This is a genomic window from Microbacterium sp. F1-18, from assembly GCF_052921305.1.
This window is the reverse complement of record NZ_JBREVD010000003.1, coordinates 91,945-117,134: the sequence shown is the minus strand read 5'-3', so window position 1 is coordinate 117,134 and position 25,190 is coordinate 91,945. Positions and strand designations below refer to the sequence as shown.

The following is a 25,190-nucleotide window of genomic DNA, read 5'->3' as shown; positions in this document are numbered from 1 at the left end:
CCCCGGCATTCCGTTCTGCCCGCGAAACGCGGTCCGTGACAGCGAGGTACGCACATGCCCACCGGCAAGGTCAGGTTCTACGACGACGAGAAGGGGTTCGGCTTCATCTCCTCCGATGACGGCCAGGACGTCTTCCTGCACGCCACGGCACTCCCGGCGGGCACCGAGTCGCTCAAGCCGGGCACGCGCCTCGAGTTCGGCGTCGCCGACGGCAAACGCGGCCTGCAGGCGCTGGCCGTTCGCGTGCTCGAGGCTCCCGTGAGCCTGAGCAAGCGCAACCGCAAGCCCGCCGACGACATGGCGATCATCGTCGAGGACCTGGTGAAGCTCCTCGACGGCATCGGCGCCGATCTCCGTCGCGGCCGATACCCCAGCTCGGGTCACGGCAAGAAGATCGCCGCGGTGCTGCGCAAGGTCGCCGATGACCTCGACGCCTGAGTCTCCCGACGTCTCGACGTCGGACGAGCCCACGGCCCCCGAGGCGGTGACCGTCGACGAGCGACTGCTCGCTGCGCATGATCTGGCACGCGCGGCGCTCGCCGAGATCACCCCCGCCTCGACGATCGGCGACCCGGTCGACTACGTCATCGAGGCCGACGGCGTCGTCTCGCTGCGCTTCGCCAACCGTCTCGCCGGCTACCCCGGATGGCTCTGGACGGTCAGCGTCGCAGCGGTCGACGGCGCCGAGCCCACCGTGCTCGAGGTCGAACTGCTGCCCGCGGCGGGTGCACTGCTGGCCCCCGATTGGGTGCCATGGGCCGTGCGGCTCGCGGATTACCAGGCCGCTCAGGCAGCCGCTGATGAGGACGAGTCCGACGACCTCGACGATGACGACGCGGCCGAGCTCGACGACGCCGATGACATCGACGATGAAGACGACGACGAGGTGGACGAGGACGACTTCGCCGACGGCAGCACTGCGGTCACCCACGCGGGCGATGTCGACGGCGTCGACATCGATGCTCTCGACGACGACGCCGCTCTCGACGACGACGACCTTTCGGGCGCCGACTCCGGCGACGAAGACGCCGAAGACGACGAGGACGAGGAGTCGGATCACGACGAATCGCTCTGGGAGCGCTGACCGCTCTCACACGCCTGACGACGAAGGGATGCCGCGCGATGCGGCATCCCTTCGTCGGTTCAGTGGCGCGAGGCGATCAGAGGCGCTCGATGGTGTAGTCGATGCACTTGATGAGCTGACGCACATCGTCGGGCTCGATCGACACGAACGTCGCGATGCGCAGCTGGTTGCGGCCGAGCTTGCGGTACGGCTCGGTGTCGACGATGCCGTTGCCGCGGAGGCTCTTCGCGACGGCCGCTGCGTCGACGGTGTCGTCGAAGTCGATCGTGACCACGACGGGGGAGCGGTCGGCGGGGTCGGCCACGAACGGCGTCGCGTGCTCCGAGGCCTCGGCCCAGTCGTACAGCGCGGACGAGGACTCGGCGGTGCGGTCGGCCGCCCACTGGAGGCCGCCGTTGCTGTGGATCCACTCGAGCTGCTTGTCGAGCAGGTACAGCGTCGCGACGGCCGGAGTGTTGAGCGTCTGGTTGAGGCGGGAGTTGTCGAGCGCGTTCTTGAGGCTCAGGAACTCGGGGATGTAGCGGCCGGAGGCGGCGACGCGCTCGATCCGCTCGATCGCTGCGGGAGAGACCGCGGCGAACCAGATGCCGCCGTCGGAACCGAGGTTCTTCTGCGGAGCGAAGTAGTAGACATCGCACTGCGAGACCGAGAAATCGATGCCGCCGGCCGCGCTCGTCGCGTCGATGACGGTGAGTGCGCCGTCGTCGCCGACGACACGGCGCACCGGGGCGGCGACACCGGTCGAGGTCTCGTTGTGCGGCCAGGCGTAGACGTCGATGCCTTCGACGGGCTCCGCCGCGATGCTCGACCCGGGTTCGGCCTTGCGGATGTCGGGTGCCTGCAGCCACGGGGCTGACGCCGCCGCGCCGAACTTGCCGCCGAACTCGCCGAAGACGAGGTTCTGGCTGCGGTTCTCGATGAGGCCGAAGGCCGCGGCATCCCAGAATGCGGTCGATCCGCCGTTGCCGAGGATGATCTCGTACCCGTTGGGGAGTCGGAGCAGATCGGACAGACCCGATCGGACCTGACCGACGAGGCTCTTCACCGGCGACTGGCGGTGCGACGTGCCGAGCAGGATCGAGCCGGGGCCCGACAGGGCGGCGACCTGCTCGGGCCGGATCTTGGCGGGGCCGCAGCCGAAGCGGCCGTCGCGGGGGAGGATGTCTCGGGGCAGGGTGACGTGCGCCATGAGCCGATTCTAGGGGCGGTGCCCGGCTCCGCCGTGCCACGGGCCGGAGGTAAGGGCAGCCTCGGATGTCCTCGCCAGCGGATAGGCTGGGATCCTCTCGACCACGCGCACGACAAGGGCTGTGATGACCGATCTCATCGACACGACAGAGATGTATCTGCGTACCATCCTCGAGCTCGAGGAAGAGGCGATCGTCCCCCTGCGCGCCCGCATCTCCGAGCGCCTCGGGCACTCCGGCCCCACCGTCTCGCAGACGGTCGGCCGCATGGAGCGCGACGGCCTGGTCGTCGTCTCGGAAGACCGCTCGCTCGAGCTGACCGACAGCGGTCGCCAGAAGGCGGTCGACGTCATGCGCAAGCACCGTCTCGCCGAGCGCCTGCTCAGCGACGTCATCGGTCTCGACTGGGCCTACGTCCACGAAGAGGCGTGCCGCTGGGAGCACGTGATGAGCGAGCTCGTCGAGCGTCGCCTCATCGAGCTCCTCGGCCACCCCACCGAGTCGCCCTACGGCAACCCGATCCCCGGCCTCGACCAGCTGGGAGACGTGCCGGCGCGCACGTTCGACGACGGTGTGGTCGGCCTCGTCCGCCTGCTGAACGAGACCGGCGGTCCGATCGAAGGCACCGTGCGTCGCCTCGCCGAGCCGGCGCAGGTCGATCCCGAACTGCTTCAGCAGCTCCGGGCGGCGGGCGTCGTCCCCGGTCGCGACGGCACGTTCCAGTTCTCCGAGGGGTACGTGCTCGTGCAGATGGACGGCATCGACGAGGGGCTCGAGCTTCCGGTCGAGGTCGCGTCGCACATCTTCCTCACGCGCCGCGACTGAGGTCGCCTCCCCGCCGCCCGACCCTGAGCGTCGGGTGGGGATGGGAGTGACGGCGTGACTTATTCGTTACCTTCCGGTAGCCTCGAGAAGTCTTCAGGCGAGAAGCCCGCCCGAGACCGCTGCGTGGATTGCCTCTTCGGCTCGTCGTCTCCGCGGTGACACCCGAACGTCGCGTGGACCTACACGCAGTATCGACGAGCCAGCGCAGGTCATCGCGCAGAGGCGCCGGAGGACTGATTTGGCTGAAAACAACGATTCGTCGGTGGACGTACCCGAGGTCGACGCGACGAATCCCGACCGTTCCGGTCGCGCTCTGCGTGGCCGCCGCTTCCCGCTGGCGAAGAAGCAATCGCGGGAAGTCGCGACCGTCGAAAATCGCGCTGCCCGCCGCCGTAATCGCCGGGTGCACCCCGTGCGCAGCACCTTCACGGTCGCGGCCGTGGTGGGTCTCGTCGCCACCGTCGCCATCCCGGCTTTCGCCGCTGTACGCGGCACGTCGGCCGACGCGATGACGCTGCAGCAGGTCGCCGCCGACAACGCGCAGTCGATCGTCGTCGCGTCCGAGGTGGGCCCCGCCTCCCTCGACCGCAGTGGGTTCACCGCGACCACGCCCGAGGAGATCCAGAAGAAGAAGGACGAGGAGGCTGCCGCCAAGGCCGCCGCCGAGGCCCTCGCGAACCGCATCTCGGCGAGCAGCTCGACCGCGTCGTCCTCGTACGGCGAGCCCATTCCGCTCGTCGCTCCGGGTTCAGGCCTCGTGCGTCGTCCGCTGATGTCGTTCAACAACTTCGGCACCCCGTATGCCGGCCACCGCGGCACCGACTACATGGCCGACCGCGGCACCCCGATCTACTCGGTCGCCGACGGCACGGTCGTCGCGTCGAGCGAGAGCGGACCGGGTTGGGGCGTGTACGTGAAGGTCGCCCACAACATCAACGGCACCAACGTCACGAGCCTCTACGCCCACATGGACTGGGGCACCCGCGCGGTGCAGGTCGGCGACACCGTCTCTGCGGGTCAGCTGCTCGGCCAGGTCGGCGACACGGGGCGCGCGTTCGGCACGCACCTGCATCTCGAGATCGTGGTCGACGGCGCGTACGTCAACGCCGAGTCATGGCTCGTCGCGAACGCGGGCTGACGACACGCATCATCCGTTCATCTTCCGTCGACCTTTCCGGGGTCGAGGGTGTATTACCCTGAACGCGACGCTCGCGCACGCCGAGGGGGAGCTGATGGGACCAGTACCGGGCATTCGAACCGTGAATGCGATCGGTCGCTACGTCCTGCGGCATCGTGTGCACCACTGCGGCCTCGGCCGTGAATCAAGGCGCTGTCTTCATGACGGCGCCTTTTTTCGTGCTCGCACCCTCGCGGGACCTGCCCGCACGGCATGCGCGACGTCGGTCATCGAACATCCGCTGAAGCCGTCAGGGCAGTTCGTGAGGACAGGAAATGCGCACTCTGGTACTGAATGCCGGGTATGAGCCACTCGCTGTGGTGTCGTTCCGTCGGGCCCTCCTCCTGGTGTTGAACGACAAGGCGACGATCGTCGAGCACGTCGTCCACGACCCCGTTCTCGGGATCGACGGGACGTACGAGCGCCCGGCGGTGATCGTCCTGACCCGGTATGTCCGTATCCCGAATGCGCGCCGAGTGCCGGTGACGCGACGCGGGGTGCTCCGTCGCGATGCACACCGATGCGCCTACTGCGGAAAGGCGGCATCGACTATCGATCACGTCATGCCTCGTTCGCGCGGCGGTAGCAACTCGTGGGAGAACCTCGTCGCCTGCTGCCTGCGGTGCAACAACCTCAAGAGCGATCACACGCCGCAGGAGATGGGATGGGAGCTGCGGTGGTCGCCGAAGCCGCCGCGCGGACCGCAGTGGACGGTGCGCGGAACGGAGCGATCCGATCCGCGGTGGGAGCCCTACCTGTCGCTCGCGGCCTGATCGTCGCTGTGCGCTGCTACTCCGGTTGTCGGCCGTAGGCGCGCAGGAACGCGTCGGCGCCATCGGTCATGATCTGCCGAACCCGTTCGGTGTCGGTCCGGCGGCGAGCCGGTTCGTTGAGCACGCGGAGCGTCGTAAGTGCGTGAAAGTGCTCGGCGGCGAGTCGCGGGTCGTCGAGGTCGAGCAGGCCCGCGGTCGCGAAGTGAGCGAAGCGCTCGGCGAGGACTTCGGCGTGCGCTCGGTCCAGAGGGTGGTCCTCGAGCTCGGGCAGGAGTGACTCGTTCTCCGAGATCAGCTTGATCGCGGCAGCGTAGTTCGTCGATGTGGCGAGGAAGCCCCCGAGTTCGGCCGCGAATGCGCTCACGGCCCGGTGCAGACCGCCGTGCGCTTCGAGCGCGATGGCGTCGGGCAGGTGCTTCTCGGCCAGCTCGCGAAGGGTGCTCACGGCTGTCTCGCCCGCGTTCTCGACCACTCCGAGCAGGAGCCTCCGCTTGTCGCCGTAGTAGTCGTAGACGGTGCGCTTGGACACGCCTGCGCGTGCGGAGACCGCATCCATACTCGATCGCTCGACGCCTACCTCGACGAAAAGCTCTCGCGCCGCCGTCAGTATCGCGGAGCGTTTCTGCTCTTGGCCTTGCCGGACCGGGCTCGCATCGATCATCGCCATCCTTCTTCTCGCAAGCCCAAATCTACACCGCTCGGTGCAGTAGTACACCACACGGTGTAGTGTACCTGCCGTGCAGAAGACAACCGAGTTATCTCTCCAAGCTCACGATCTCGTCAAGCGATACGGAACCGTCACCGCTGTCGACGGTCTCTCGTTCCAGGTGCGCCCCGGGCTGGTGACGGGCTTTCTCGGACCGAACGGAGCGGGCAAGTCCACCACCCTCCGCATGTTCCTCGGCTTGGACAAACCCACGAGCGGCGCCGCGACCGTGAACGGGCGTCGCATGCACGAGTTACCCCATCCGACGCGGGTGATCGGCGCCATGCTCGATGCACGTGCCGTCCACCCGCGGCGTACGGCCGTGGATCATCTGGCGTCCGTCGCGCGCGCCGGGGGCGTGCCGCGGGGGCGGATCGGGGAGGTCTTGGAGTTGGTGGGCCTGGCCGACGCGGGCGGCCGGCCGGCCGGCGACTTCTCCCTGGGGATGAAGCAACGGCTGGGGATCGCTACCGCGTTGATCGGCGACCCCGGCATCGTCATCTTCGACGAACCCCTCAACGGCCTCGACCCCGAAGGCATCCGCTGGGCTCGATCCCTGATGCGCGAGCTTGCTGCGGAAGGCCGATTGGTGCTGTTCTCGAGCCACCTGATGGGTGAGATGCAACTCACCGCGGACCGCCTCATCGTCATCAACCGCGGTCGCCTGCTCGCAGACCAGGCCCTGGACGACTTCATCGCCTCGCACACGAACGAGCATGTTCGCGTGCGCACCCCGGATGTCGCGGTCCTGCGTGATGCGCTCATGCGAGCCGGCTTTCTGGTGCGGGCAGACGCCGATCGCACCGACGTCCTCATCGTCGCGGGGGTGACGACGGAGAGCGTCGGCCGCATCGCCGCCGCTTCCGACGCCGAGGTGTTCGAGCTCACCCTCGTTCGGGATTCGCTCGAAGATGCGTTTCTCGCCATGACCACGACCGAGCAGAAGGCCGCCTGACATGAACCTCTTCGCTTCCGAATGGATCAAAGCCCGCAGTGTCCACAGCACCTGGATTCTCGCTGCCTCGGCGGTCGTCGTGACGGTGATGGTCAGCCTGCTGGGGGTAAGCGGGCTCATGGCCGATTGGCAGGCCGCGCTCCCTTCCGATTTCGACCCCACCGGTATCAGCTTCAAGGGAATCCTGGTCGGTCAGATCCTCCTCGCGACCATCGGATCGCAGGCCATCACCAGTGAATACGGCTCGGGCCAGATCATTACGAGCCTCGCCATCGTGCCCCGGCGCGGAGCCCTCCTGGCTTCGAAGCTCGGAGTCTCGGCGCTCATCGGCGTGGTCGTGGCCGTCGCGGCGGTGGCAGGCAGCTTCGGTGCCACGCAGGCCGCGCTCGCGGCGGCCGGTCTGCCCGTGTCGGCGCTCGATGACCCTGACACCGTTCGGGCCATCGTCTGTGCGATCGTTTACCTCGTCCTGACGGCCGTCCTCGGCCTCGGGTTCGGCATCATCACCCGAAGCTCTTCCGGTGCGCTCGCGATCATCGTGACCGTCGCGCTTCTCGTGCCCGCCCTCGCCCCGGGGATGCCCGGGGTCATCGGCGAGTTCGCGGGTACTTATTGGCCCACGACGGCCGGGCAGGCCTCTTATGAGGTGTCGACGACGAGCGGGATGCCGCCGCTGGCGGGACTCGGGATCATGGCGATCTTCACCCTGTGGACGACACTCGCCGCTCTCGTCGTCCTCAGAGCGCGTGACGTGTGACGTCGGTACGGACGTCGTCCCGCTTATGCGTGCTTCGCGCGTAAGCGGGCTTTCTTCGCGTGGTTTCCGCACGTGTTCATGTCGCACCACCGCCGAGTGCGGCTCCTGCTGGCGTCGAAGAATGCCGCACGACAGGTCGGTGAGGCGCACAGAGCGAGCGCGCCGGGCCGTGCGCCGGAGATGATGTCCACCGCATCCGCGGCGATGACCCCCAGCGCGGCGTCGACCGTCGCGCGGGAACCGAGGTGCCAGCGCCGTTCGCCGGCCCCGGTCAGCACCGGGTTCGCCGTGCCTCGTGCACTGAACTCGTTGATCAGTGCCACCGCGTCGGGCGGCAACGTCGCATCCTGAGCGCGCGCTGTCGCGGCCGCATGGATCGCCTCGCGCAGGACGTATGCCCGGTCGAGGTCCGACGCCGAGCATCGCGCGACCGCCAGATCGAACTCGTCGAACCAGGCCTGCAGTCGAGCTGGTGTCGGAATGCGCTCGACTCTGGCGCCATGCCGCTCGGTCAGCGTGCCCGTGAAGCTCGTCGCCAGCACCGAGCCGATCCGGAATTCGGGAAAGTCGTCCGACATGGCACCACCATAGCTGGTTCCATTGATTCCGCGTCTCTGGTAGAACCGGCTATGGCGGTTCGCACCTGCGTGCTGCGACGAATGGAGTGAACATGACCGCTTCCCACCCGTCAGAGTCGGTATCGCCGTTCACTCCTCAGGTGACGAATGCCGAGCTCGACGACCTGCGTGCGCGGCTGGGCGCGACCCGCCTGCCCGAGCGCGAGACCACTCGCGCCGACGCCCGCGGGCAGGATCGCTGGGCCCAGGGCCCGCCACTGGCCGATGTCGCCGCCCTCGTCGAGTACTGGCGGACAGCCTACGACTGGCGCCCGTTCGAGCGGCGTCTTGCCGAGATCGGTCAGTTCCGCACGGTCGTCGATGGTCTCGGCATCCACTTCCTGCACCGACGGTCATCGCGCCCCGATGCGGTACCGCTGATCATGACGCACGGCTGGCCGGGCAGTGTCGCCGAGTTCGTCGACGTGATCGATGGCCTCGCAGAGCCGAACGATCCGACGCTGCCGGCCTTCCATGTCGTGGCGCCGTCTCTGCCGGGCTACGGCCACTCCGACAAGCCCGACGAACCCGGATGGGGCACCGAACGGATCGCCGCAGCATGGGTGCAACTCATGGCTCGCCTGGGCTACGACCGGTTCTTGGCGCACGGCGGCGACTGGGGCGGCCCCATCACGATCGCGCTCGCCGGACGGTTTCCGAGCCACGTGATCGGGATGCACACGACCACACCGCAAAGTCTGCCGGGCCTCAGCATCGATGGTCTCGACGCGACCGAGCGGCGGTGGGTCGCCGAGACGCACGCATTCGAAGAGAACCGACTCGCCTACGCGAAGGTCATGGCGACGTCGCCGCAGACCATCGGCTACGCGCTGGTCGACTCTCCGGTGGGCTTGCTCGCGTGGATACTCGAGAAGTTCTCCGAGTGGACCGACACGGTCGACACCCCTTTCGAGAGCATCACGCGCGACCGGCTGCTCGACAACGTGACGCTCTACTGGCTGACGCGCACAGGTGCGTCAGCGGCGCGCATCTACTTCGAGAGCCACCAGTCGCTCGACCCCCACCTCCGTGTCGACGTGCCGGCCGCTCTCACGACGTATCCCCACGACATCGAGAAGCACCCCCGTCCGTGGGCGGCGCAGCGCTTCCGAGACATCGTCCGGTGGCGAGAAGCGGAGCGCGGCGGGCACTTCCCGTCGCTCGAGATGCCCGGCGCCTTCGTCACCGATCTGCGGCAGGGGCTCGCCGCCGTGCTCGCGAAGGCCGGAGATGCGGTCGGCAACCTGTGAGCCTCACATCTGGGAGGCGTAACGTCCGGTCATGAGCGCATATTCACACCACGAAGCTCCTTCCACCCACAATCTCGGCCTCGATTCCGTGTTGGTGGGGTCGCTTCCCGCCGGCTTGATGACCGACGACCCGCCCGCGCGGTACACCGTGGAGGCGGTGTTCACCCGGCGTCCGGGTAAAGAGGAGGTCCGAGACGTTCTCGGCGAGTCCACGCGCGAGCTCCTGGCGCATTCCGGTTATCCCGATGTCGAGCTGACTGTCTCGGACCGGCGTCTGGAGATCCACAACACGACGCTGGAGGAGCTACGCGACGGCCTCGCGGAGCTGATCGCGTTGAGACTGGCGGAGATCAGCGAACGGATCCGAAGCGAGAAGGAGGCATCGGACGACAGCGCACGCACGTTCGCGGCACGGGAGCTGGAGCGGGCTGCGGCGGTTGCGACCCTGGCGGAGACGGTGGTTTTCACCGCGCCGAGGGTCGAGGGTGACGCGGCTCGGCAGCGTGCCGAGGCGTACCGCGCGCAGATCGAGGGGTGGTCCGCCGTCGGGGGCGGCGTCTCTCGGTGAGTCAGGATTCGGGGAGGAGCGCACCCCACGCGGCGGTGGTCTTCCATCCCGGTAAAGCAGACGTCGAACGGCTTCGCCAGATCGTTATGGCTCATGAGCGCGCGGCGGGTTGGGCACCGACACGGTGGTATCCGACCCAACCGGAGGACTCCGGGCGTGGAGCCGCTCAGGATGCCGTGGACGACAAGCCGGCCGTGGTGCTGGTCGCGGGCGGCGATGGGACGGTCCGTGCCGCGGCGGGGGTCCTGCAGGGCACCGGCGTGCCCATCGCGCTCATCCCCGCCGGGACGGGGAACCTCCTCGCCCGCGAACTGGGCGTCGCTCTCGCTGATCTCGATACGGCGGTGTCGGCGGCCTTCTCCGGGTGCGAGCGGCGCATCGATGTGGCTGTCGCCGATCTCAGCGACTCCGACGGCGAGTGGACCTCGCACGCTTTCGTCGTGATGGCGGGGATCGGGCTCGATGCGGACATGGCTGCCAACACGAATGCTCGTGCGAAGAAGCATCTCGGGTGGCTCGCGTACGTCTCGCCGATCGCGCGATCCGTCCTTGCCAACCGGCTGTTCCGCATCGACTACCGGATCGACGGGAGTCGGTCGCGCACCGCGCGGGCGCACACCGTCATCGTCGGCAATTGCGGAACGCTCGCCGGAAACATGCTGCTCATTCCGCGGGCGAGCATCGATGACGGGTTCTTGGATGTGGTGACGATGCGACCACGTGGCCGGCTCGGATGGGCCGGGATCGGTTCCCGTCTGACGCTGCAAGGAGCCGCGCGGCGATCGCGCTTCACCCGCCGTATCCTTGCTCGGGCTCCGGAGCTCCACTCGCTCGCCTATGCACGGGGTCGGGTATTCGAGGCCACGTTCGAGGTTCCGCGTGTGGTGCAGCTCGACGGTGACAGCTTCGGTCACGTCAGTGCTGCGCGCATCACCGTCCGTCCTGGCGCGCTCCTGATCCGTGTGTGCAAACGGGACCCTGAAACCGCTCCGGTGTCAGGGGCGGCGCCCCGCACGCTGTCGGATGATCCCGAACACGAGGGTCCCGATGGTCAACACGACGCCGATGATTCCTAGCCAGAGCAGCCCCTCGAACGCGAACCCCACGATCGACAGCACCACCCACACGATGATCAAGATCACGAGTACTGTCCACATGCTTGTGACCATACGCCTCGCCAGCCGCGGGGGATACGGGTAGCAGCGGCAGCAGGCCTCACACCGACGCGGAGCGGATGTCGGAAGTCGGTCGTATCTTCGATATCGACATTGATGGTCTAGAACATATGTTCTACCCTTGCTGAGTGAGGTCGATCATGCGCAATCCTGCTGCCGCCGAGGACGTGCAGCGACTGCGCGCGCAGATGGAGCGGATGCAGGGGCGCCGCCTCGACGCTCCTGTGCTGCCGACTCATCCTGCTCTGGCCGGACTGCTGCCCGGGCGGGGGCTGCGGCCCGGCGCCGCCTATTCGCTCGGCTCGTCGTCCTCGCTGCTGTTCGCGCTGCTCGCACAGCCGTCGCAGACCGGCTCGTGGTGCGGCGTGGTCGGGATGCCGGGCTTCGGCGCCGAGGCGGCGGAGCACGCCGGGGTCGATCTGTCGCGCGTGGTGCTGATCCCCGACCCGGGCGCACGCTGGCTCGCCGTCACCGCGACGATCGCCGATGTGCTGCCCGTCGTCGCCGTGCGTCCGCCCGAACGGGCGAAGGACTCCGACATCGCCAAGCTCGCCGGCCGGCTGCGCGACCGCGGAACGGTGCTGCTCGTGCAGGGGCCGTGGCCGCAGACCGAGGCGATGCTCGACGTCGCCGATCCGCGGTGGTCGGGGTTGGGCGACGGCGATGGTTACCTCAGCGACCGCGAGCTGACGGTCACCGTGTCGAGCCGGCGGTTCCCGGTGCCCCGGTCGGCGCGGATGCTGCTGCCGGCGCCCGACGGTGCGATCTCGGCCGCTCCGCAGGAGCGGGCTCTCGCAGGCGGCCCCGTGGCCGAGCCGATCCCGATGCGACGGGCGGTCTGACGTGGGGGAGCAGGAGGCTGTGACACCGTTACGCAGCCTCGTGGTGTGGGTGCCCGACTGGCCGGTCGTGGCGTTCGTGCGTGAGAGCGGCGTCGACTCGAACGCACCGATCGCGGTGTTCGAGAAGGGGATGGTCGTCGCGTGCTCGGCGTCGGCCCGCGCCGACGGCGTCGCCCCGGGGCAGCGTCGCCGCGACGCGCAGGCGCGATGTCCCGCGCTGCAGGTGGTCGACGCCGACGCGGTGCGCGATCATCGGGAGTTCGCGCCGATCGTCGCGCGCCTCGAAGAAATGGCTCCGGGCGTGCAGGTGCTCGAGGCGGGGCTCTGCGCACTGCGGGTGCGCGGTCCGGCCCGTTTCTACGGCGGCGAGACCGAGGCCGCCGGCGCGCTGCTGGCAGCGGTGGCCGAAGGCGATCTCGATGTGCGGGCCGGTGTCGCTGACGGTCCCTTCACGGCGCAGCAGGCGGCTCGGATGAGCACCCGTCCCGACCGGCCCATCCGGGTGATCGAAGCCGGGCGCTCGGCGGAGTTCCTCGCGCCGTTGACGATCGCCGTGCTCGACGACGACTCCGTCGACCTCTTCGCCCGGCTCGGCGTGCAGACCCTCGGCGACCTCGCCGCGATCGAACCCGAACGGCTGGTCGAACGTTTCGGCCCCCGCGGCGCCCGACTGCACGCCCTCGCCTCGGGTGCCGACTCGCGCCCGGTGACCCCGCGCACCCCGCCGCCCGAACTGCACCGCGAGGTCTCGTTCGAGCCTCCGCTCGACCTGGCCGATCAGGTCGCGTTCGGTATGAGGGTCGCGGCCGAGGAGTTCATCGCCGGACTCGGCGCGGTCGATCTCGTCTGCACCGAGCTGCGCGTCATCCTCACCGGCGACCGCGGCGAGACGAGCAACCGGGTCTGGCTCCACCCCGGCACCTTCGACCCCGCCGCCGTCGTCGACCGGGTGCGGTGGCAGCTGGCCGAGAGCGGCAAGCTCACCAGCGGTGTCGCGCGGGTCAAGATCGAGCCCGAAGCGGTGGATGCGGCATCCCATCACGCCGTCTCGCTGTTCGGCTCGGGTCCCGAACAGAAGGTGCATCACGCGTTGTCGCGCGTTCAGGCGATGCTCGGTCACACGGGCGTCGTGACGCCGGTCGTCGGCGGTGGACGCTGGCTCGCCGAGCGGCAGGTGCTCGTGCCGTGGGGCGACCGGCCGGTGACGAGCTCGCGCGAGCGGCCGTGGCCGGGCAGCCTGCCCGATCCGCTGCCGGCGACGGTCTTCGAACGTGCGCTGCCGCTGGCGGTCGTCGACCGCGAGGGCGACATGGTCGCCGTCGACGGACGGGGCGAGCTGACGGCGATCCCCGCGGCGCTCGTGTCATCGACCGGGTCGCGCGGCATCCGCTCATGGGCGGGGCCTTGGCCGGTGATCGAACGGGAATGGGACGCCGTGCGAGCACGCCGTGCCCACCGCTTCCAGATGGTCGATGCGACCCAGACCGCGTGGTTGCTGGTGTGCGACGGCGGCGAATGGTCGGTCGAGGGGCGGTACGACTGATGGGCTTCAACAACCCCTCGGTGCCGTGGTCCGAGATCGAACGACTGCTCAGCGGCAACCGTGCGCCGAGCGCGCCGGCGGGCGCCGACGGCGGCGACAGCCCCGCGTGGTCGCGCAAGCGCGGAAAGTACTCCGCGCCGAGAATCGAGCGTCCCGACGACGCGGTGCCGTACGCCGAGTTGCACGCGCACACGTCGTACTCGTTCCTCGACGGAGCCTCATCGCCCGAAGAGCTGGCCGAAGAGGCCGAACGGCTGGGGTTGCACGCTCTCGCCGTCACCGACCACGACGGCTTCTACGGCATCGTCCGCTTCGCCGAGGCCGCCGAGCAGCTGGCGGTGAAGACGGTGTTCGGGGCGGAGCTCTCGCTCGATCTGCCGCAGCGCGTCGGCGCGGCGCGCAACGAGGCCGACCCGCCGGGCGAGCACCTGCTCGTCCTGGCCCGCGGCGAAGAGGGATACCACCGGCTCGCCCGTGCGCTCACACAGGGACAGCTCGCGGGAGCCGAGAAGGGCAAGCCCCGGTACCGCCTCGACGATCTGGCCGACATCGCCGGAGGCCAGTGGAGCATCCTCACCGGATGCCGCAAGGGCGCCGTGCGCCGGGCGCTCATCGAACGAGGACCGGATGCCGCAGCCGCCGAGCTCGACGTCCTGGTCGACCGGTTCGGGCGAGACGCCATCGAGGTCGAGCTGATGGACCACGGCGAGCCGCTCGACTCGCGGCACAACGACATCCTGGCGGGCCTGGCGCGCGAGCGAGGTCTGTCGCTCGTCGCGACGAACAATGTGCACTACGCCGTGCCCGAGCGCGCCCATCTCGCCGCGGCGATCGCGGCGGTGCGGGCCAACCGCGGCCTCGACGAGCTCGACGGGTGGCTGCCCTCCCACGCGGGGGCGCACCTGCGATCAGGGGCCGAGATGACCCGTCGTTTCCGCCGGTACCCCGGAGCGGTGGCCCGCACCGTCGAACTCGCCGACGAGCTCGCCTTCCCGTTGCGGCGGGCCAAGCCCGCGCTGCCCAAGCTCCCCGTTCCCGAGGGGCACACGCCGATGTCGTGGCTGCGGCACCTCGTGTGGGAAGCCGTGCCGCGCAAGTACCCGAACCTGCCGGCCGAAGACCGCGACCGCATCGAGCGAGAGCTCGCCGTCATCGAGCAGAAGGACTTCCCGGGTTACTTCCTCATCGTCCACGGCATCGTGCAAGAAGCGCGGCGGCGCGGCATCCTGTGCCAGGGGCGCGGTTCCGCCGCGAACAGCGCCGTCTGCTATCTGCTCGACATCACCGCGATCGACTCGATCTACTACCGGCTGCCGTTCGAGCGCTTTCTCTCCGCGCTTCGCGAGGAAGAGCCCGACATCGACGTCGACTTCGACTCCGACCGGCGCGAGGAGATCATCCAGTGGGTCTATGCCACCTACGGGCGTGAGCGTGCGGCGCAGGTGGCGAACGTCATCCAGTATCGGCCGAAGAACGCCGTTCGCGACATGGCCAAGGCGCTCGGCCATTCCCCGGGGCAGCAGGATGCCTGGTCGAAGCAGGTCGAGCGCTGGGGCGCCACCCTCGACACCGGTCCCGACCACGACATCCCCGAACGGGTGCTCGTCTACGCCGCCGAGCTGCTCAAGGCTCCCCGGCACCTGGGTATCCACTCGGGCGGCATGGTGCTGACCGACCGGCCCGTCGGCGAGGTCGTGCCGATCGAGCACGCCCGCATGCAAGACCGCACGGTCATCCAGTGGGACAAAGACGACGCCGCCTGGATGGGGCTGGTGAAGTTCGACCTGCTCGGCCTCGGGATGCTCGCCGCGCTGCAGTACTGCTTCGACCTCATCGAGGGGGCGACGGGCGAGAAGTTCGAGCTGTCGACCCTGCCGAAAGAAGAGGCCGCCGTCTACGACATGCTGTGCCGGGCCGACTCGATCGGGGTGTTCCAGGTCGAGTCCCGCGCCCAGATGGGGCTGCTGCCGCGGCTGCAGCCGCGCCGGTTCTACGACCTCGTGATCGAGATCGCGCTCATCCGGCCCGGCCCCATCCAGGGCGGTGCGGTGCATCCGTACGTGCGGCGCAAGCTCGGGTACGAGACCACGACGTACCCGCACGAGAAGCTCAAGCCCGTGCTCGAGCGCACGCTCGGGGTGCCGGTCTTCCAAGAGCAGCTCATGCAGATGGGCATGGTCATCGGCGGACTCTCCGGCGAGGACGCCGACCTGCTGCGCCGCGCGATGGGGTCCAAGCGCGGCATCGAGCGCATCGACTCGCTCAGACAGAAGCTCTACGACGGCATGGCCGAGAACGGCCTCGTCGGAGATGCCGCCGACGACATCTACGCCAAGATCCAGGCGTTCGCGAACTTCGGCTTCGCCGAGAGCCATTCGCTCTCGTTCGGGCTGCTCGTCTACGCGAGCTCGTGGATCAAGCTGCACTACCCGGCGGCGTTCCTCGCGGGGCTGCTGCGGGCTCAGCCGATGGGCTTCTACTCACCGGCGACGCTTGCGGCCGACGCCCGCCGTCACGGGGTCGAGGTGCGACGCCCCGACCTGCAGCTCTCGGGGGCCGAAGCCGTGCTCGAACACGTGTCGGGCGCGGCGGGACGGCCGGGTCCGACGGGACTCGACAGCTGCCTGGGCGAGCAGCCGCCGGTGCCGGTTTTCGACATCAACGCTCCCGACGAGTCGGCGGCGCATCGCCGTGACGGCGGCTTCGCGGTGCGGCTCGGGCTCGCCGCGGTCACCGGTATCGGCAAGAGGTTCGCCGAGCGGATCGTCGCCGAGCGCGAGGCATCCGGCCCCTATCGCGACATGCGCGACCTGGTGCGCCGCACCGGCGCCGACACGACGCGGCTCGAAGCGCTCGCGACCGCGGGAGCGCTGGAGTGCTTCGGGCACACCCGCCGCGAGGCGATCTGGCTGGCGGGGGCAGCCGCGCAGGACCGCATCGAGTACTTGCCCGATTCGCTCATCGCCGTGCAGCCGCCGCTGTTCACCGATCAGTCGAGCTACGACGTGCTCGCCTCCGACCTCTGGGCCACCGGCATCTCACCCGACGACCATCCGATGACCCACTACCGCTCGCAGCTCGACGCCCGAGGGGTGCTGACGGCGAACGATCTGCGCGCGCACGAGACCGGACGCCGCGTCGAGATCGCCGGACTCGTCACCCACCGGCAGCGTCCGGCGACGGCATCCGGCATCACCTTCCTCAACATCGAAGACGAGCACGGGCTGATGAACGTCATCTGCTCGACGGGGATGTGGCACCGCTATCGGAGAGTCGTGCGCGACAGCCCGGCGCTCATCGTGCGCGGCATCCTCGAGCGGTCGAACGAGGGCGTCGTGAACATCCTCGCCGATGCCTTCGAAGACCTGCGGGTGGGGGTGAGGCACCAGTCACGAGACTTCCGGTGAGCCGCGCCGCGACGCGCCCCGGCCCACCGCAGCGCGCGCCGACCCGACGCGAATGGTTGCCACGCGCGGGGGAGAGCAGCCATCCGGGTCGGGGCGGGTCGGTTCGGTTCGACGCGACGCGGGTCAGGCGGGGAGAGCCGACAGCACCGCCCAGCCGCGCGAGGGGAGGGATGCCTCGCCGGCGCGCCGGTCGATGTCGCCGGACAGTGCTCCGGCGAGCAATCGCGTCGCATCGGCGACCGGCACCGTCACGGGGGCGTCGCCGATATTGAGGGCGGTGATGACGGCATCCGTTCCGGTCGCGGTCCGCAGCACCATCGCGGTGTTGTCGATGTGGATGACGTCGGTGTGCGCGCGATGCAGCCAGGGATGCTGTCGCCGCACGGCGATGAGCTGCTGATGCGTGCGGAGGATGTGCTGCGCACTCTCGGGCAGCGAATCGGGCGCGGGCGGCGTTTCTGCGAACTCGGGGCGCACCGCATCGTCGCCGCCGAGGCGTTCCTCCTTCACCGCCTCGTAGCCGTATTCGTCGCCTGCGTAGACCGACGGCACACCCGCGACGGTGAAGAGCGCAGCCAGCGCATGCGGCACCAGGTCGAGGCCGACTGCCGAGGCGATGCGTGTGACGTCGTGGTTGCCGACGAAGGTCTGCGGTGCGAACACCGGCAGCAGCTCGTTGTTGCGCTCGATCGCGTGCTTGAGCTCGAACAGGTTGCCGTCGGCGATGCTGTGCCAGATGCCCTGCCACAGCTCGTACTGCGTCAGCGAGTCGATCGTCGACTCCTCGACGATGCGGGCGGCGTCGCCGTGGATGACCTCGCCGAGGAACCACGCCTCGGGGTACCCGGCCCGAACCCGCGGCAGCACCTGAGCCCAGAAGGCGGGCGGCACGGCGTAGGCGGCATCCAGTCGCCATCCGTCGATGCCGCGGTCCAGCCAGTGGGTCATCACCTCGACGACGAGGTCGGCGACGGCGGGGGAGTCGTGGTTCAACGACACCAGGGCGTCGTGCCCCTCGAAGACGTCGGCGTCGACCGGCTCGCCCTGCTGCCATCCGTCCCATCGCACGCGGAAGAGGTCGGCGGTGGCGGCGTCGGGGCCCCGCTCCTCGAGCTCGTGGAACGCGGGGTGCTCACGACCCACGTGATTGAAGACGCCGTCGAACAGCACACGGATGCCGCGGTCGTGAGCAGCCGCGATGAGGCGGTCGAGGTCGTGCCCGTCACCGAGGCGCGCGTCGAGGCGGAAGTAGTCGGTCGTGTCGTAACCGTGCGTGCTCGAGGCGAACACCGGGCCGAGCAGCAACCCGTTGAGCCCCAGCTCGACCGCGTGATCGAGCCAGGCCTCGATGCGACCGAGCCGGTGCTCGACGGGCTGGTCCGCGCCGGCGGCATCCGCTAGAGCGTCGTGCTGGTCGGGCCGGATCGGCGCTCCCGTGAATCCCAGCGGGTACACGTGCCACCACATGACGGTCTCGGCCCAATTGCTCATCCCCGCAGTCAACACGAGCGGGCACCCCTCCGGGAACGACGTGCGAGAAGCCGCGCGGAGGCTTAGGGTGCGGCGCCGGGCGCGGGACGGCGGTCCATCAATCGCCACGATCCGCCTGTCAGCGGCGTGAGCGTCACGACGGTGTACACGACGGCGATCACCCCGAACGCGACGAAGAGTCCCACGCCGTCGGCCATGAATCCGCCGACGAGTGCACCCAGCGGAACGCCCGCCCACGTGCCGGCGTTGAGCAGGCCGAAGACCCGCCCCCGCATGCGCGCGGGCACGCGCTCGAGCTGCACGGCACCGAGGATCGGGTTGAGTGCTCCGGCCGCGAGTCCGGATATGGCGACGACGGCGATCAGCACCGCGAAGGGCGCACCGAACGCGAAGACGGCGCTCGACGGACCGCCCGCGATGAGGAAGCAGATCGCGAACGTCAGCCGCCGAGGCACCCGGTGCGCGACGAAGCCGAAAGCGATGTTGCCGACGAGCGCGCACCCGCCCATGACAGCGACGATCACCGCGAGCGCGCCGGCGCCGCCGAGCTCGGCGTTCGCGTACAGCGGCAGGAGGGTCGAGCTGCGCGCGGCGTCGAGCAGGTTCGTGATCAGCACCATGCCCACGATGAGTCGCATGAGCGGATCGCGGACCACGAACCGGAACCCGTCGCGCAGCTCGCGCCAGTACGAACGCGGGGTTTCGGCATCCGTTTCGGCATCCGCGTCGCCGTCGGCGTTGTCGTCAGCGGCGATCCGGACGGTCGTGGCGGGGACCATCAGGCGGGTGACCGCGGCCGAGACGAAGAACGCGGCGGCGTTCGTGATGAGCGCTGCCATCGGCCCGAGGAGAGCGACGAGGGCGCCGGCGACGGATGCGCCGATGAGCTTCGAGAGGCGCTCCGAGCCGTCGAGGAGTCCCACGCTCCGCTCGAGCCGGATGCGAGCGGCCTCAGTGAGCTCGGGCAGCATGACCCGGCGCGCGATCTGCCCGGGTGTATCGAGAATGCCGCTCGCGAACACGATCAGCAGCAGGGCCCAGAACGGCAATCCCACGGTGAGGGCCAGCGCGGGGATCGCCAGCACGGTCGCTCCGCTCACGACGTCGGCGATGATCGCGGTGCGGCGGCCGCCGACCCGGTCGATCACCACGCCGCCGAAGACCCCGCCGAAGATGACGGGCGCGGTCGCGGCGAACGCGGCGAGACCCACCTCGACCCCGGAGCCGCCCGTGGCCAAGACGTAGAACGGGATCGCAAAGGCCGTGATGACATTGCCGGTCTGCGAGATCGCGTGGGCCGAGAGCAGCGCGTACAGCGCTCGGGATGCCGCGCGCCGCGGAGCCTCGTCAGCGGCGCGCGCCCGGGAGTCGGTCGTCGTCATGGCCGGCGGTAGGCCTGATAGACGAGGGCGACCGGTGCGGCGGTGTCGTCGTCATCGTCGTGCCGCGCGCTCGCTTCCTCCCACCGGTGCATCAGGGATTCGAGCTCGGCGCGCATCGCGGTGAGCTCATCGAGCGTGAGGCGCAGCGTGCGGTCGCCGGTCGCACCGGCGGCGACCCATTCGGCGGGGAGCGTCGGCATCGCGTCGACGTACTCGCTGTAGCGCGCGGCATAGATCTGCGCGATCGACTTCTCCAGAGCCGACGATGCGGCAAGCTGCGACGGATCGTCGAGGTGCGCGGCCGGCTCCCACGTCGTCAGGGCGCTCGCCGCCTGCCACCAGCGCTCGCGCTGGTCGGCGCTGCGCGGCTCGGCGGGCTCGATGAGGTCGATCGAAGCGAGTTTGCTCAGGTGGTAGCTGATCGTGCCGGGCGCCTCGTCGACGACGTCGCCGAGCTGCGCGGCCGTCTGCGGTCCGTTCTCGCGCAGGATGCCGAGCAGGCGCAGTCGCGTGCGATGCGCGAGTACGCGCATCGCGGCAGCGGTCTCGAGGCGTGACGTCGATCGGTCTGCTGAAGGCATACCCGCAACGCTAGATGCACAAGAACCATTGCGCAACATCTGTTGTTCATCTGGGTGGGCGGTCGGCGGCTCCGCCTGGCCCGCGCTGGCTCAGCTCTGCGCGGCGAGCCACTCCGCGAAGGTGACGGTGCCGCGTTCGGCGTTGGCGTGTCCGCGCAGGCGCCCCGATGACATCGCGCGGCCGAATGATCCGGGCAGGCGCATCTCGAGCGTGACCCTGCGGATGCCGCGGGCATCGAGCAGCGCCCGGACCATGTCGATCAGCAGCTCGTCACGCGGTCCGGTCAGGTCGCGTGCCCGGCCGGCCGGCGCGCCTTCTGCGAGGGTGACGAGGTGCTCGGCGACCTCCTGAGCGGCGACGGGGCGGACCCGGGCCGCGGGCACCACCGTGATCGGCCCGATCTTCCCGCGGACGAGGGTCTGTTCGGCGAACTCGTGGAACTGCGCCGCGCGCAGCAGCGTGTGAGGGAGCGCCCCACGTTGCACGGCCCGCTCGTGCGCGAGCTTGCCGCCGTAGTAAGCGGCATCCACGCCGTCGATGCCGACGATCGACAAGGCGACGAGGTGCCCCACCCCGGCCTCGATTCCCGCCCGCTGCAGGTTCGCCGACACCCTCTCGAAGAACCGGCGCGATCGGTGTCGCGAGAGAGTCTGGATGCCGCTGACGTCGACGATCGTGTCGACGCCTTCCAGCACCGCGGCGGGCAGCGGGCCGTGTTCGAGGTCGTGCCCCTCGCTGCGCGCGAGCGCGACGACCTCGTGACCCCGGTCGGTCGCGATGCGATGGACGTGCCGGCCGACGGTGCCGGTGCTCCCGGCGATCGCGATTCTCACGAGGTCAGTATGACGGGGCCGGAAGCCTCGAACGAGACTCGAACGAGACTCGAGGGTGGATCTCGCACTCCTGACCGACCCCGCCCTTCGCGGATGCGCGGGTTACCGGGCGAATGCTCGACCGAGGCGAGCTCGTCTGCGTTCGCCTGTCACCTGTCGCCCCTATGCACGTCGTGAAGCGGCGTGTCGTGGCAGGTGACGTGGAGGCTCGGGCTGAGCCGCGGCCTCTCGCGGGTCGCATCGAGTTCCGCTGCATCCGGCGAGCGGCCGTCGTGGTGTGCCGCCGACAGGCTCAGCGGTCGACGCTGACCACTCCGAGCTCGTAGGCGAGGATCACAGCCTGTACACGGTTCGCGAGATCGAGCTTCACGAGGATGCGGCCGAAGTGCGCCTTCACCGTCGATTCGCTCAGGTGCAGCGCCGCGGCGATCTCCGCATTGGTCAGGCCCTGTCCGACGTGGCGGAACACGTCGCGCTCGCGCGGTGACAGCGCTGAGAGAGCCTCGGGGGATGCCGGTCGGCCTGTCGGCGAGAGATGCGGCATCGCTGCGTCGATGAGCTTCGCGGTGATCCGGGGCGACACGACGGCATCGCCCGCCGTCACGGCCCTCACCGCGGCGACGAGTTCGTCGGGGCGGGTGTTCTTCAACAGGAATCCGGCCGCGCCCGCGCGCAGCGCGCCGAACGCGAACTCGTCGAGGTCGTACGTCGTCAGCACGATGATTCGCGTGTCCGGCAGCGCCGCGGTCAGCTGTCGCGTGGCCTCGATACCGTCGAGTCCCGGCATCCGCACGTCCATCAGCACGACATCGGGCCGCAGCCGCTGCGCGGCGTGTACCGCTTCGGCGCCATCTGATGCCTCACCCACCACAACCAGGTCGGACTGAGCCTCGAGCACGAGCCGCAAGCCGTACCGGATGAGCTCCTGATCGTCGACGAGCAGCACTGCGGTACGCGCGTCGGCTGCGCCGGGCTGAGTCATCGTTCCTCCGTCGAGAGGCGGACGAGAACCCGCCAGCCACCGCCGGCGACCGGTCCCGCCTCCACCGAGCCATCGTAGAAGGCCGCACGTTCGCGGATGCCGACGAGCCCGCGCCCCGGGGTCGCCGAAGGCATAGCCGGCGACGACACGTCCTTCACCAGGATCGTCACCTCGGAGCGCTCGAACACCAGCCGCACGAGCACGTCGCGCACGTCGCGGCCATGCCGCAGGACGTTCGTCAGCGCTTCCTGCACGATCCGGTAGATCGTCAGGCTCACGGCAGCGCCCTCCGTTACCGCTCCGGTCTGTTCCAGGCGCACCGGGATGCCGGCCGACCGGAACTCCTCGACGAGCGCCGGGATCCGTTCCACCCGCGGCACATCCGTCGCCGGCGATGCGTCGCGCTCGTCGCGCACCGCGGTCAGGAGTCGCCGTACCTCGCCGAGCGTCCGCCGTCCGGTTTCGCTCACCCGGCCGATGGCGCGATGGGCCTCGTCGGGCCGCTGGTCGACCGAGGCCTGCGCGCCGTCGGCGAGCGCCACCATGACCGCGAGGCTGTGCGCGATGACGTCGTGCATCTCGCGGGCGATGCGTTCGCGCTCGGTCGCGGCCGCGATGCTCGCCTCTTGGTCGCGTTCGCGCCGCAGGTGCTCGGCCCGCTCGGCGAGCGCTGCGGCCTGTCGTCGGCCGTGCCCGGCGTTGATGCCGAGCAGCGTGGCGATGAGGAACGCGGCGACGAGCACGACGGCGACGCTCGCCCAGTCGGTCGGCCAGGCTGCGGCATCCTCCCGTTGGGCCAGACCGAGCAGCGGCACGCCGAAACGGACCCGAAACGCGAGCGCGAGCGACGCCACTATCGCACCCGCGGTGGCCCACCCGAACCAGAACCAGGCGCGGCGGGCCTCGTCGAGGCCGGCGCGGTAGAGCGCGACGACCACGAGGAGCATCTCGGCTCCGGTGCCGACGGCGAACGACATCAGCATCAGCGCGACGGCAGCGCCGAAGCTGATAGCCGCACGCCGCCGCGAGATCACGATCGCGGCCACCCCGGCGAGGCCCAGCAGCACGATCGGCCACAGGGGAGTGGTGATCGTCGATTCGACGGACAGGTACCCGAAGAACGCCGCGATGATCGAATACGAGACGAGGATGACGGCATCCGCCACGTCTCGTCGTCGTTGGGACGGGCTCACGCGTCCTTCGTCCGCAGCGCCACCGCGCCGATCACGAGCGCCCCCGCAGCCCAGACCGCCGCGATCAGCCAGCCCGCTCCGACACTCATGTGTCCGCCCCACAGGTCGAGGAACGGTCCGCCCTCGATCCCGACTCGGCCCATGGCGTCGCCGGCGTTGCCGAGCAGGCCGAGACGGATGACACGCGAGAGGAGCCCGAACGGCAGCAGCGAGCTGAGCACGGGAAGCAGCAGCGTCGCGGCGAACACGATGATCGATCCTGTGGTCGTCGAGCGGAAGAGCGTCGTCGCGCCGAGACCGAACACCGCGCAGAGCCCGAGATAGACGGCCGATCCTACGAGGGCGAGCATCACGCCCGGTGCGGTGAGGGGCGCGCCCAGGCCGAAGCCCTCGTAGATCGGGTTCGTCACCGCCCACGCACCGAACACAGTGACGAGCGACGCTGCGGTGACGGTGGTGAAGGTGACGAGCGTCTTGGCCGCCAGCATCCGCACCCTCTGCGGCACCGCCACCAGCGTCGTCTGCATGGCGCCGGAGGAGTACTCGGCGCCGATCGTCATGACGCCGAAGATACCGGCGATGATCTGCCCGAGCACGACCATCGGCACGGTGACGTCAGCGATCGTGCGCTCGATGGATGGAACCGAGGGCACGCCGGATGATTCGAGGGTCAGGCCGAGGAAGAGGCTGCCGCCGATTCCCACGGCCAGGATGCCGACCAGCGCGAGGACGGATGACGGCAGGCTCACGACCTTGATCCATTCGGAGTGCACTACCGCGGTGAACGGCGGGCGCTGGGTGCGGGCGTCGGCGCGGTGCGGCTTGGTGGTGATGGCCATTACTTGTCCTTCTCGTGGTGGCTGGGAGCCGACGGGTATTCGGTCGCCTGCGCGGTGAGGGCGAGATAGGCGTCTTCGAGCGAGCCCGACACCGAGGCCACTTCGTAGAGCACGACTCCCGCGGCACCGGCGATGCGCGCGACGTCCTCGGCGGGCAGGTCGGTGATGTCGAGTGCGCCGTCGTCGCGCGTCATGACGGTGACTCCCGGGCGCGCGACCGCCGCCACGAGCCGTTCGGTGTCATGCGTGCGTACCCGGACGACCGGCTGCGTGACTCCTGCGATGACGTCCCGCATCGGCCCGTCGGCGATGATCGCGCCGCGACCGATGACGATCAGGTGGTCGGCGGTCTGGGCCATCTCGCTCATGACGTGCGAGGAGAGCAGCACCGTGCGGCCCTCGGCGGCGAGTTCGCGCAGCAGGCGGCGGATCCACAGGATGCCGTCGGGGTCGAGGCCGTTGATGGGCTCGTCGAGGATGATCGTCTGCGGGTCGCCGAGGAGCGCTGCGGCGATGCCCAGCCGCTGGCCCATGCCGAGCGAGAAGCCGCCGACGCGCTTGTTCGCTACCGAGTCGATACCGGTGCGCTCCATGACCTCGCGCACGCGCGGCGCGCGGATTTGATGGGTCGCGGCGATCGCGAGGAGGTGCTTGTAGGCGGTGCGGCGCTTGTGCGCGGCGCGCGCGTCGAGCAGCACCCCGACCTCGCGCAGCGGTGCGGGCAGGTCGCGGTAGGCGCGGCCGTTGACCTCGGCCGTGCCGGATGTCGGCTTGTCGAGCCCCACGATCATGCGCATGGTGGTCGACTTGCCGGCGCCGTTCGGGCCGAGGAATCCCGTCACCCGGCCCGGCTCGACGGCGAAGTCGATGCCGTCGACCGCGACCTTCTGCCCGTACCGTTTCGAGAGCGATTGAACACGAATCATGTGTCACCTTTCGTCCCCATCGACGCTACGAAGGGGCGCGAGATGCCACATCGGACTGCGGTTCGGACTTACTCCGGCGACCAGTACCTGGGTCTA

23 protein-coding genes and 1 pseudogene are annotated in these 25,190 nt (G+C 69.5%); 13 read left to right on the top strand and 11 right to left on the bottom strand.

Annotation, left to right across the window (positions count from 1 at the left end; genetic code table 11):
* Positions 1 to 54 precede the first annotated feature (54 nt).
* Positions 55 to 438, top strand: a complete 384-nt coding sequence (locus ACU6RU_RS09230) for a cold-shock protein (protein ID WP_023954781.1) — start codon at positions 55 to 57, stop codon at positions 436 to 438.
* A complete protein-coding gene (locus ACU6RU_RS09225; protein WP_446726379.1) occupies positions 422 to 1,084 on the top strand; it encodes a DUF3027 domain-containing protein in 663 nt (220 codons plus the stop codon). The genes ACU6RU_RS09230 and ACU6RU_RS09225 overlap by 17 nt, the downstream gene beginning before the upstream one ends.
* A gap of 76 nt (positions 1,085 to 1,160) precedes the next feature.
* Here ACU6RU_RS09225 and serC read toward each other — a convergent pair whose 3' ends face one another.
* Positions 1,161 to 2,273, bottom strand: a complete 1,113-nt coding sequence (serC, locus tag ACU6RU_RS09220) for a phosphoserine transaminase (RefSeq protein WP_289329811.1) — start codon at positions 2,271 to 2,273, stop codon at positions 1,161 to 1,163.
* 124 nt (positions 2,274 to 2,397) lie between these two features.
* Between serC and ACU6RU_RS09215 the strand changes: the two genes are divergently transcribed.
* The 3 genes from ACU6RU_RS09215 to ACU6RU_RS09205 all read left to right on the top strand — a co-directional run bounded on the left by ACU6RU_RS09215 (position 2,398) and on the right by ACU6RU_RS09205 (position 5,046).
* Entirely contained in the window at positions 2,398 to 3,096 is a 699-nt protein-coding gene (locus tag ACU6RU_RS09215) for a metal-dependent transcriptional regulator (RefSeq protein WP_446726378.1), read from the top strand.
* Positions 3,097 to 3,358: 262 nt separating this feature from the next.
* Positions 3,359 to 4,234 (top strand): M23 family metallopeptidase, encoded by an 876-nt coding sequence (locus tag ACU6RU_RS09210; RefSeq protein WP_259455392.1) that lies wholly within the window; start codon positions 3,359 to 3,361, stop codon positions 4,232 to 4,234.
* A gap of 314 nt (positions 4,235 to 4,548) precedes the next feature.
* Positions 4,549 to 5,046, top strand: a complete 498-nt coding sequence (locus ACU6RU_RS09205) for an HNH endonuclease (protein WP_120265052.1) — start codon at positions 4,549 to 4,551, stop codon at positions 5,044 to 5,046.
* Between the two features lie 16 nt (positions 5,047 to 5,062).
* On the opposite strand, the gene ACU6RU_RS09200 is transcribed toward ACU6RU_RS09205, so the two are convergent.
* Positions 5,063 to 5,707: a TetR/AcrR family transcriptional regulator gene (locus tag ACU6RU_RS09200; protein WP_446726377.1), complete on the bottom strand. Its 645-nt coding sequence runs from the start codon at positions 5,705 to 5,707 to the stop codon at positions 5,063 to 5,065.
* Positions 5,708 to 5,783: 76 nt separating this feature from the next.
* On the opposite strand from ACU6RU_RS09200, the gene ACU6RU_RS09195 reads away from it, so the two are divergent.
* On the top strand, positions 5,784 to 6,707 hold the full coding sequence (locus ACU6RU_RS09195) for an ABC transporter ATP-binding protein (protein WP_446726376.1): 924 nt from the start codon (positions 5,784 to 5,786) through the stop codon (positions 6,705 to 6,707).
* A 1-nt stretch (position 6,708) separates the two neighbouring features.
* Positions 6,709 to 7,464: an ABC transporter permease gene (locus ACU6RU_RS09190; RefSeq protein WP_446726375.1), complete on the top strand. Its 756-nt coding sequence runs from the start codon at positions 6,709 to 6,711 to the stop codon at positions 7,462 to 7,464.
* A 23-nt stretch (positions 7,465 to 7,487) separates the two neighbouring features.
* On the opposite strand, the gene ACU6RU_RS09185 is transcribed toward ACU6RU_RS09190, so the two are convergent.
* A complete protein-coding gene (locus ACU6RU_RS09185) occupies positions 7,488 to 8,042 on the bottom strand; it encodes a CGNR zinc finger domain-containing protein (protein WP_120265056.1) in 555 nt (184 codons plus the stop codon).
* A gap of 92 nt (positions 8,043 to 8,134) precedes the next feature.
* Between ACU6RU_RS09185 and ACU6RU_RS09180 the strand changes: the two genes are divergently transcribed.
* The 6 genes and pseudogenes from ACU6RU_RS09180 to ACU6RU_RS09155 all read left to right on the top strand — a co-directional run bounded on the left by ACU6RU_RS09180 (position 8,135) and on the right by ACU6RU_RS09155 (position 16,866).
* Positions 8,135 to 9,331, top strand: a complete 1,197-nt coding sequence (locus tag ACU6RU_RS09180; protein WP_446726374.1) for an epoxide hydrolase family protein — start codon at positions 8,135 to 8,137, stop codon at positions 9,329 to 9,331.
* Between the two features lie 31 nt (positions 9,332 to 9,362).
* The gene (locus tag ACU6RU_RS09175) at positions 9,363 to 9,899 is read left to right on the top strand and encodes a hypothetical protein (RefSeq protein WP_289329806.1); all 537 of its coding nucleotides are present in this window, start codon (positions 9,363 to 9,365) and stop codon (positions 9,897 to 9,899) included.
* Positions 9,866 to 10,633, top strand: a pseudogene (locus ACU6RU_RS09170) (diacylglycerol/lipid kinase family protein); the annotation flags it as partial. The gene ACU6RU_RS09175 and the pseudogene ACU6RU_RS09170, both read left to right, overlap by 34 nt.
* 581 nt (positions 10,634 to 11,214) lie before the next feature.
* Complete coding sequence (locus ACU6RU_RS09165) at positions 11,215 to 11,916, top strand: hypothetical protein (RefSeq protein WP_446726632.1); 702 nt, start codon at positions 11,215 to 11,217, stop codon at positions 11,914 to 11,916.
* A gap of 19 nt (positions 11,917 to 11,935) precedes the next feature.
* Positions 11,936 to 13,459, top strand: coding sequence for a DNA polymerase Y family protein (locus tag ACU6RU_RS09160; protein ID WP_446726373.1), 1,524 nt, complete (start codon positions 11,936 to 11,938; stop codon positions 13,457 to 13,459).
* Positions 13,459 to 16,866, top strand: a complete 3,408-nt coding sequence (locus tag ACU6RU_RS09155) for an error-prone DNA polymerase (RefSeq protein ID WP_446726372.1) — start codon at positions 13,459 to 13,461, stop codon at positions 16,864 to 16,866. The genes ACU6RU_RS09160 and ACU6RU_RS09155 overlap by 1 nt, the downstream gene beginning before the upstream one ends.
* A gap of 123 nt (positions 16,867 to 16,989) precedes the next feature.
* Here the strand turns inward: ACU6RU_RS09155 and ACU6RU_RS09150 are convergent, their stop codons facing one another.
* The 8 genes from ACU6RU_RS09150 to ACU6RU_RS09115 all read right to left on the bottom strand — a co-directional run bounded on the left by ACU6RU_RS09150 (position 16,990) and on the right by ACU6RU_RS09115 (position 25,094).
* Positions 16,990 to 18,357 carry an alpha-amylase family glycosyl hydrolase gene (locus ACU6RU_RS09150; RefSeq protein ID WP_446726371.1) on the bottom strand — a complete coding sequence of 456 codons (1,368 nt, stop codon included), beginning with the start codon at positions 18,355 to 18,357 and terminating at the stop codon, positions 16,990 to 16,992.
* 62 nt (positions 18,358 to 18,419) lie between these two features.
* Positions 18,420 to 19,739 carry an MFS transporter gene (locus ACU6RU_RS09145; RefSeq protein WP_289329802.1) on the bottom strand — a complete coding sequence of 440 codons (1,320 nt, stop codon included), beginning with the start codon at positions 19,737 to 19,739 and terminating at the stop codon, positions 18,420 to 18,422.
* A complete protein-coding gene (locus ACU6RU_RS09140) occupies positions 19,736 to 20,320 on the bottom strand; it encodes a helix-turn-helix domain-containing protein (RefSeq protein WP_446726370.1) in 585 nt (194 codons plus the stop codon). Before ACU6RU_RS09140 ends, ACU6RU_RS09145 begins: the two co-directional genes overlap by 4 nt.
* A 90-nt stretch (positions 20,321 to 20,410) precedes the next feature.
* A complete protein-coding gene (locus ACU6RU_RS09135) occupies positions 20,411 to 21,154 on the bottom strand; it encodes an SDR family oxidoreductase (RefSeq protein ID WP_446726369.1) in 744 nt (247 codons plus the stop codon).
* A 292-nt stretch (positions 21,155 to 21,446) separates the two neighbouring features.
* Positions 21,447 to 22,136, bottom strand: coding sequence for a response regulator (locus ACU6RU_RS09130; RefSeq protein WP_289329800.1), 690 nt, complete (start codon positions 22,134 to 22,136; stop codon positions 21,447 to 21,449).
* Positions 22,133 to 23,329 carry a sensor histidine kinase gene (locus ACU6RU_RS09125; protein WP_446726368.1) on the bottom strand — a complete coding sequence of 399 codons (1,197 nt, stop codon included), beginning with the start codon at positions 23,327 to 23,329 and terminating at the stop codon, positions 22,133 to 22,135. Before ACU6RU_RS09125 ends, ACU6RU_RS09130 begins: the two co-directional genes overlap by 4 nt.
* Positions 23,326 to 24,168, bottom strand: a complete 843-nt coding sequence (locus tag ACU6RU_RS09120) for a hypothetical protein (protein ID WP_446726367.1) — start codon at positions 24,166 to 24,168, stop codon at positions 23,326 to 23,328. Before ACU6RU_RS09120 ends, ACU6RU_RS09125 begins: the two co-directional genes overlap by 4 nt.
* Positions 24,168 to 25,094 (bottom strand): ABC transporter ATP-binding protein, encoded by a 927-nt coding sequence (locus ACU6RU_RS09115; RefSeq protein ID WP_289329797.1) that lies wholly within the window; start codon positions 25,092 to 25,094, stop codon positions 24,168 to 24,170. Before ACU6RU_RS09115 ends, ACU6RU_RS09120 begins: the two co-directional genes overlap by 1 nt.
* Between the last annotated feature and the right edge of the window lie 96 nt (positions 25,095 to 25,190).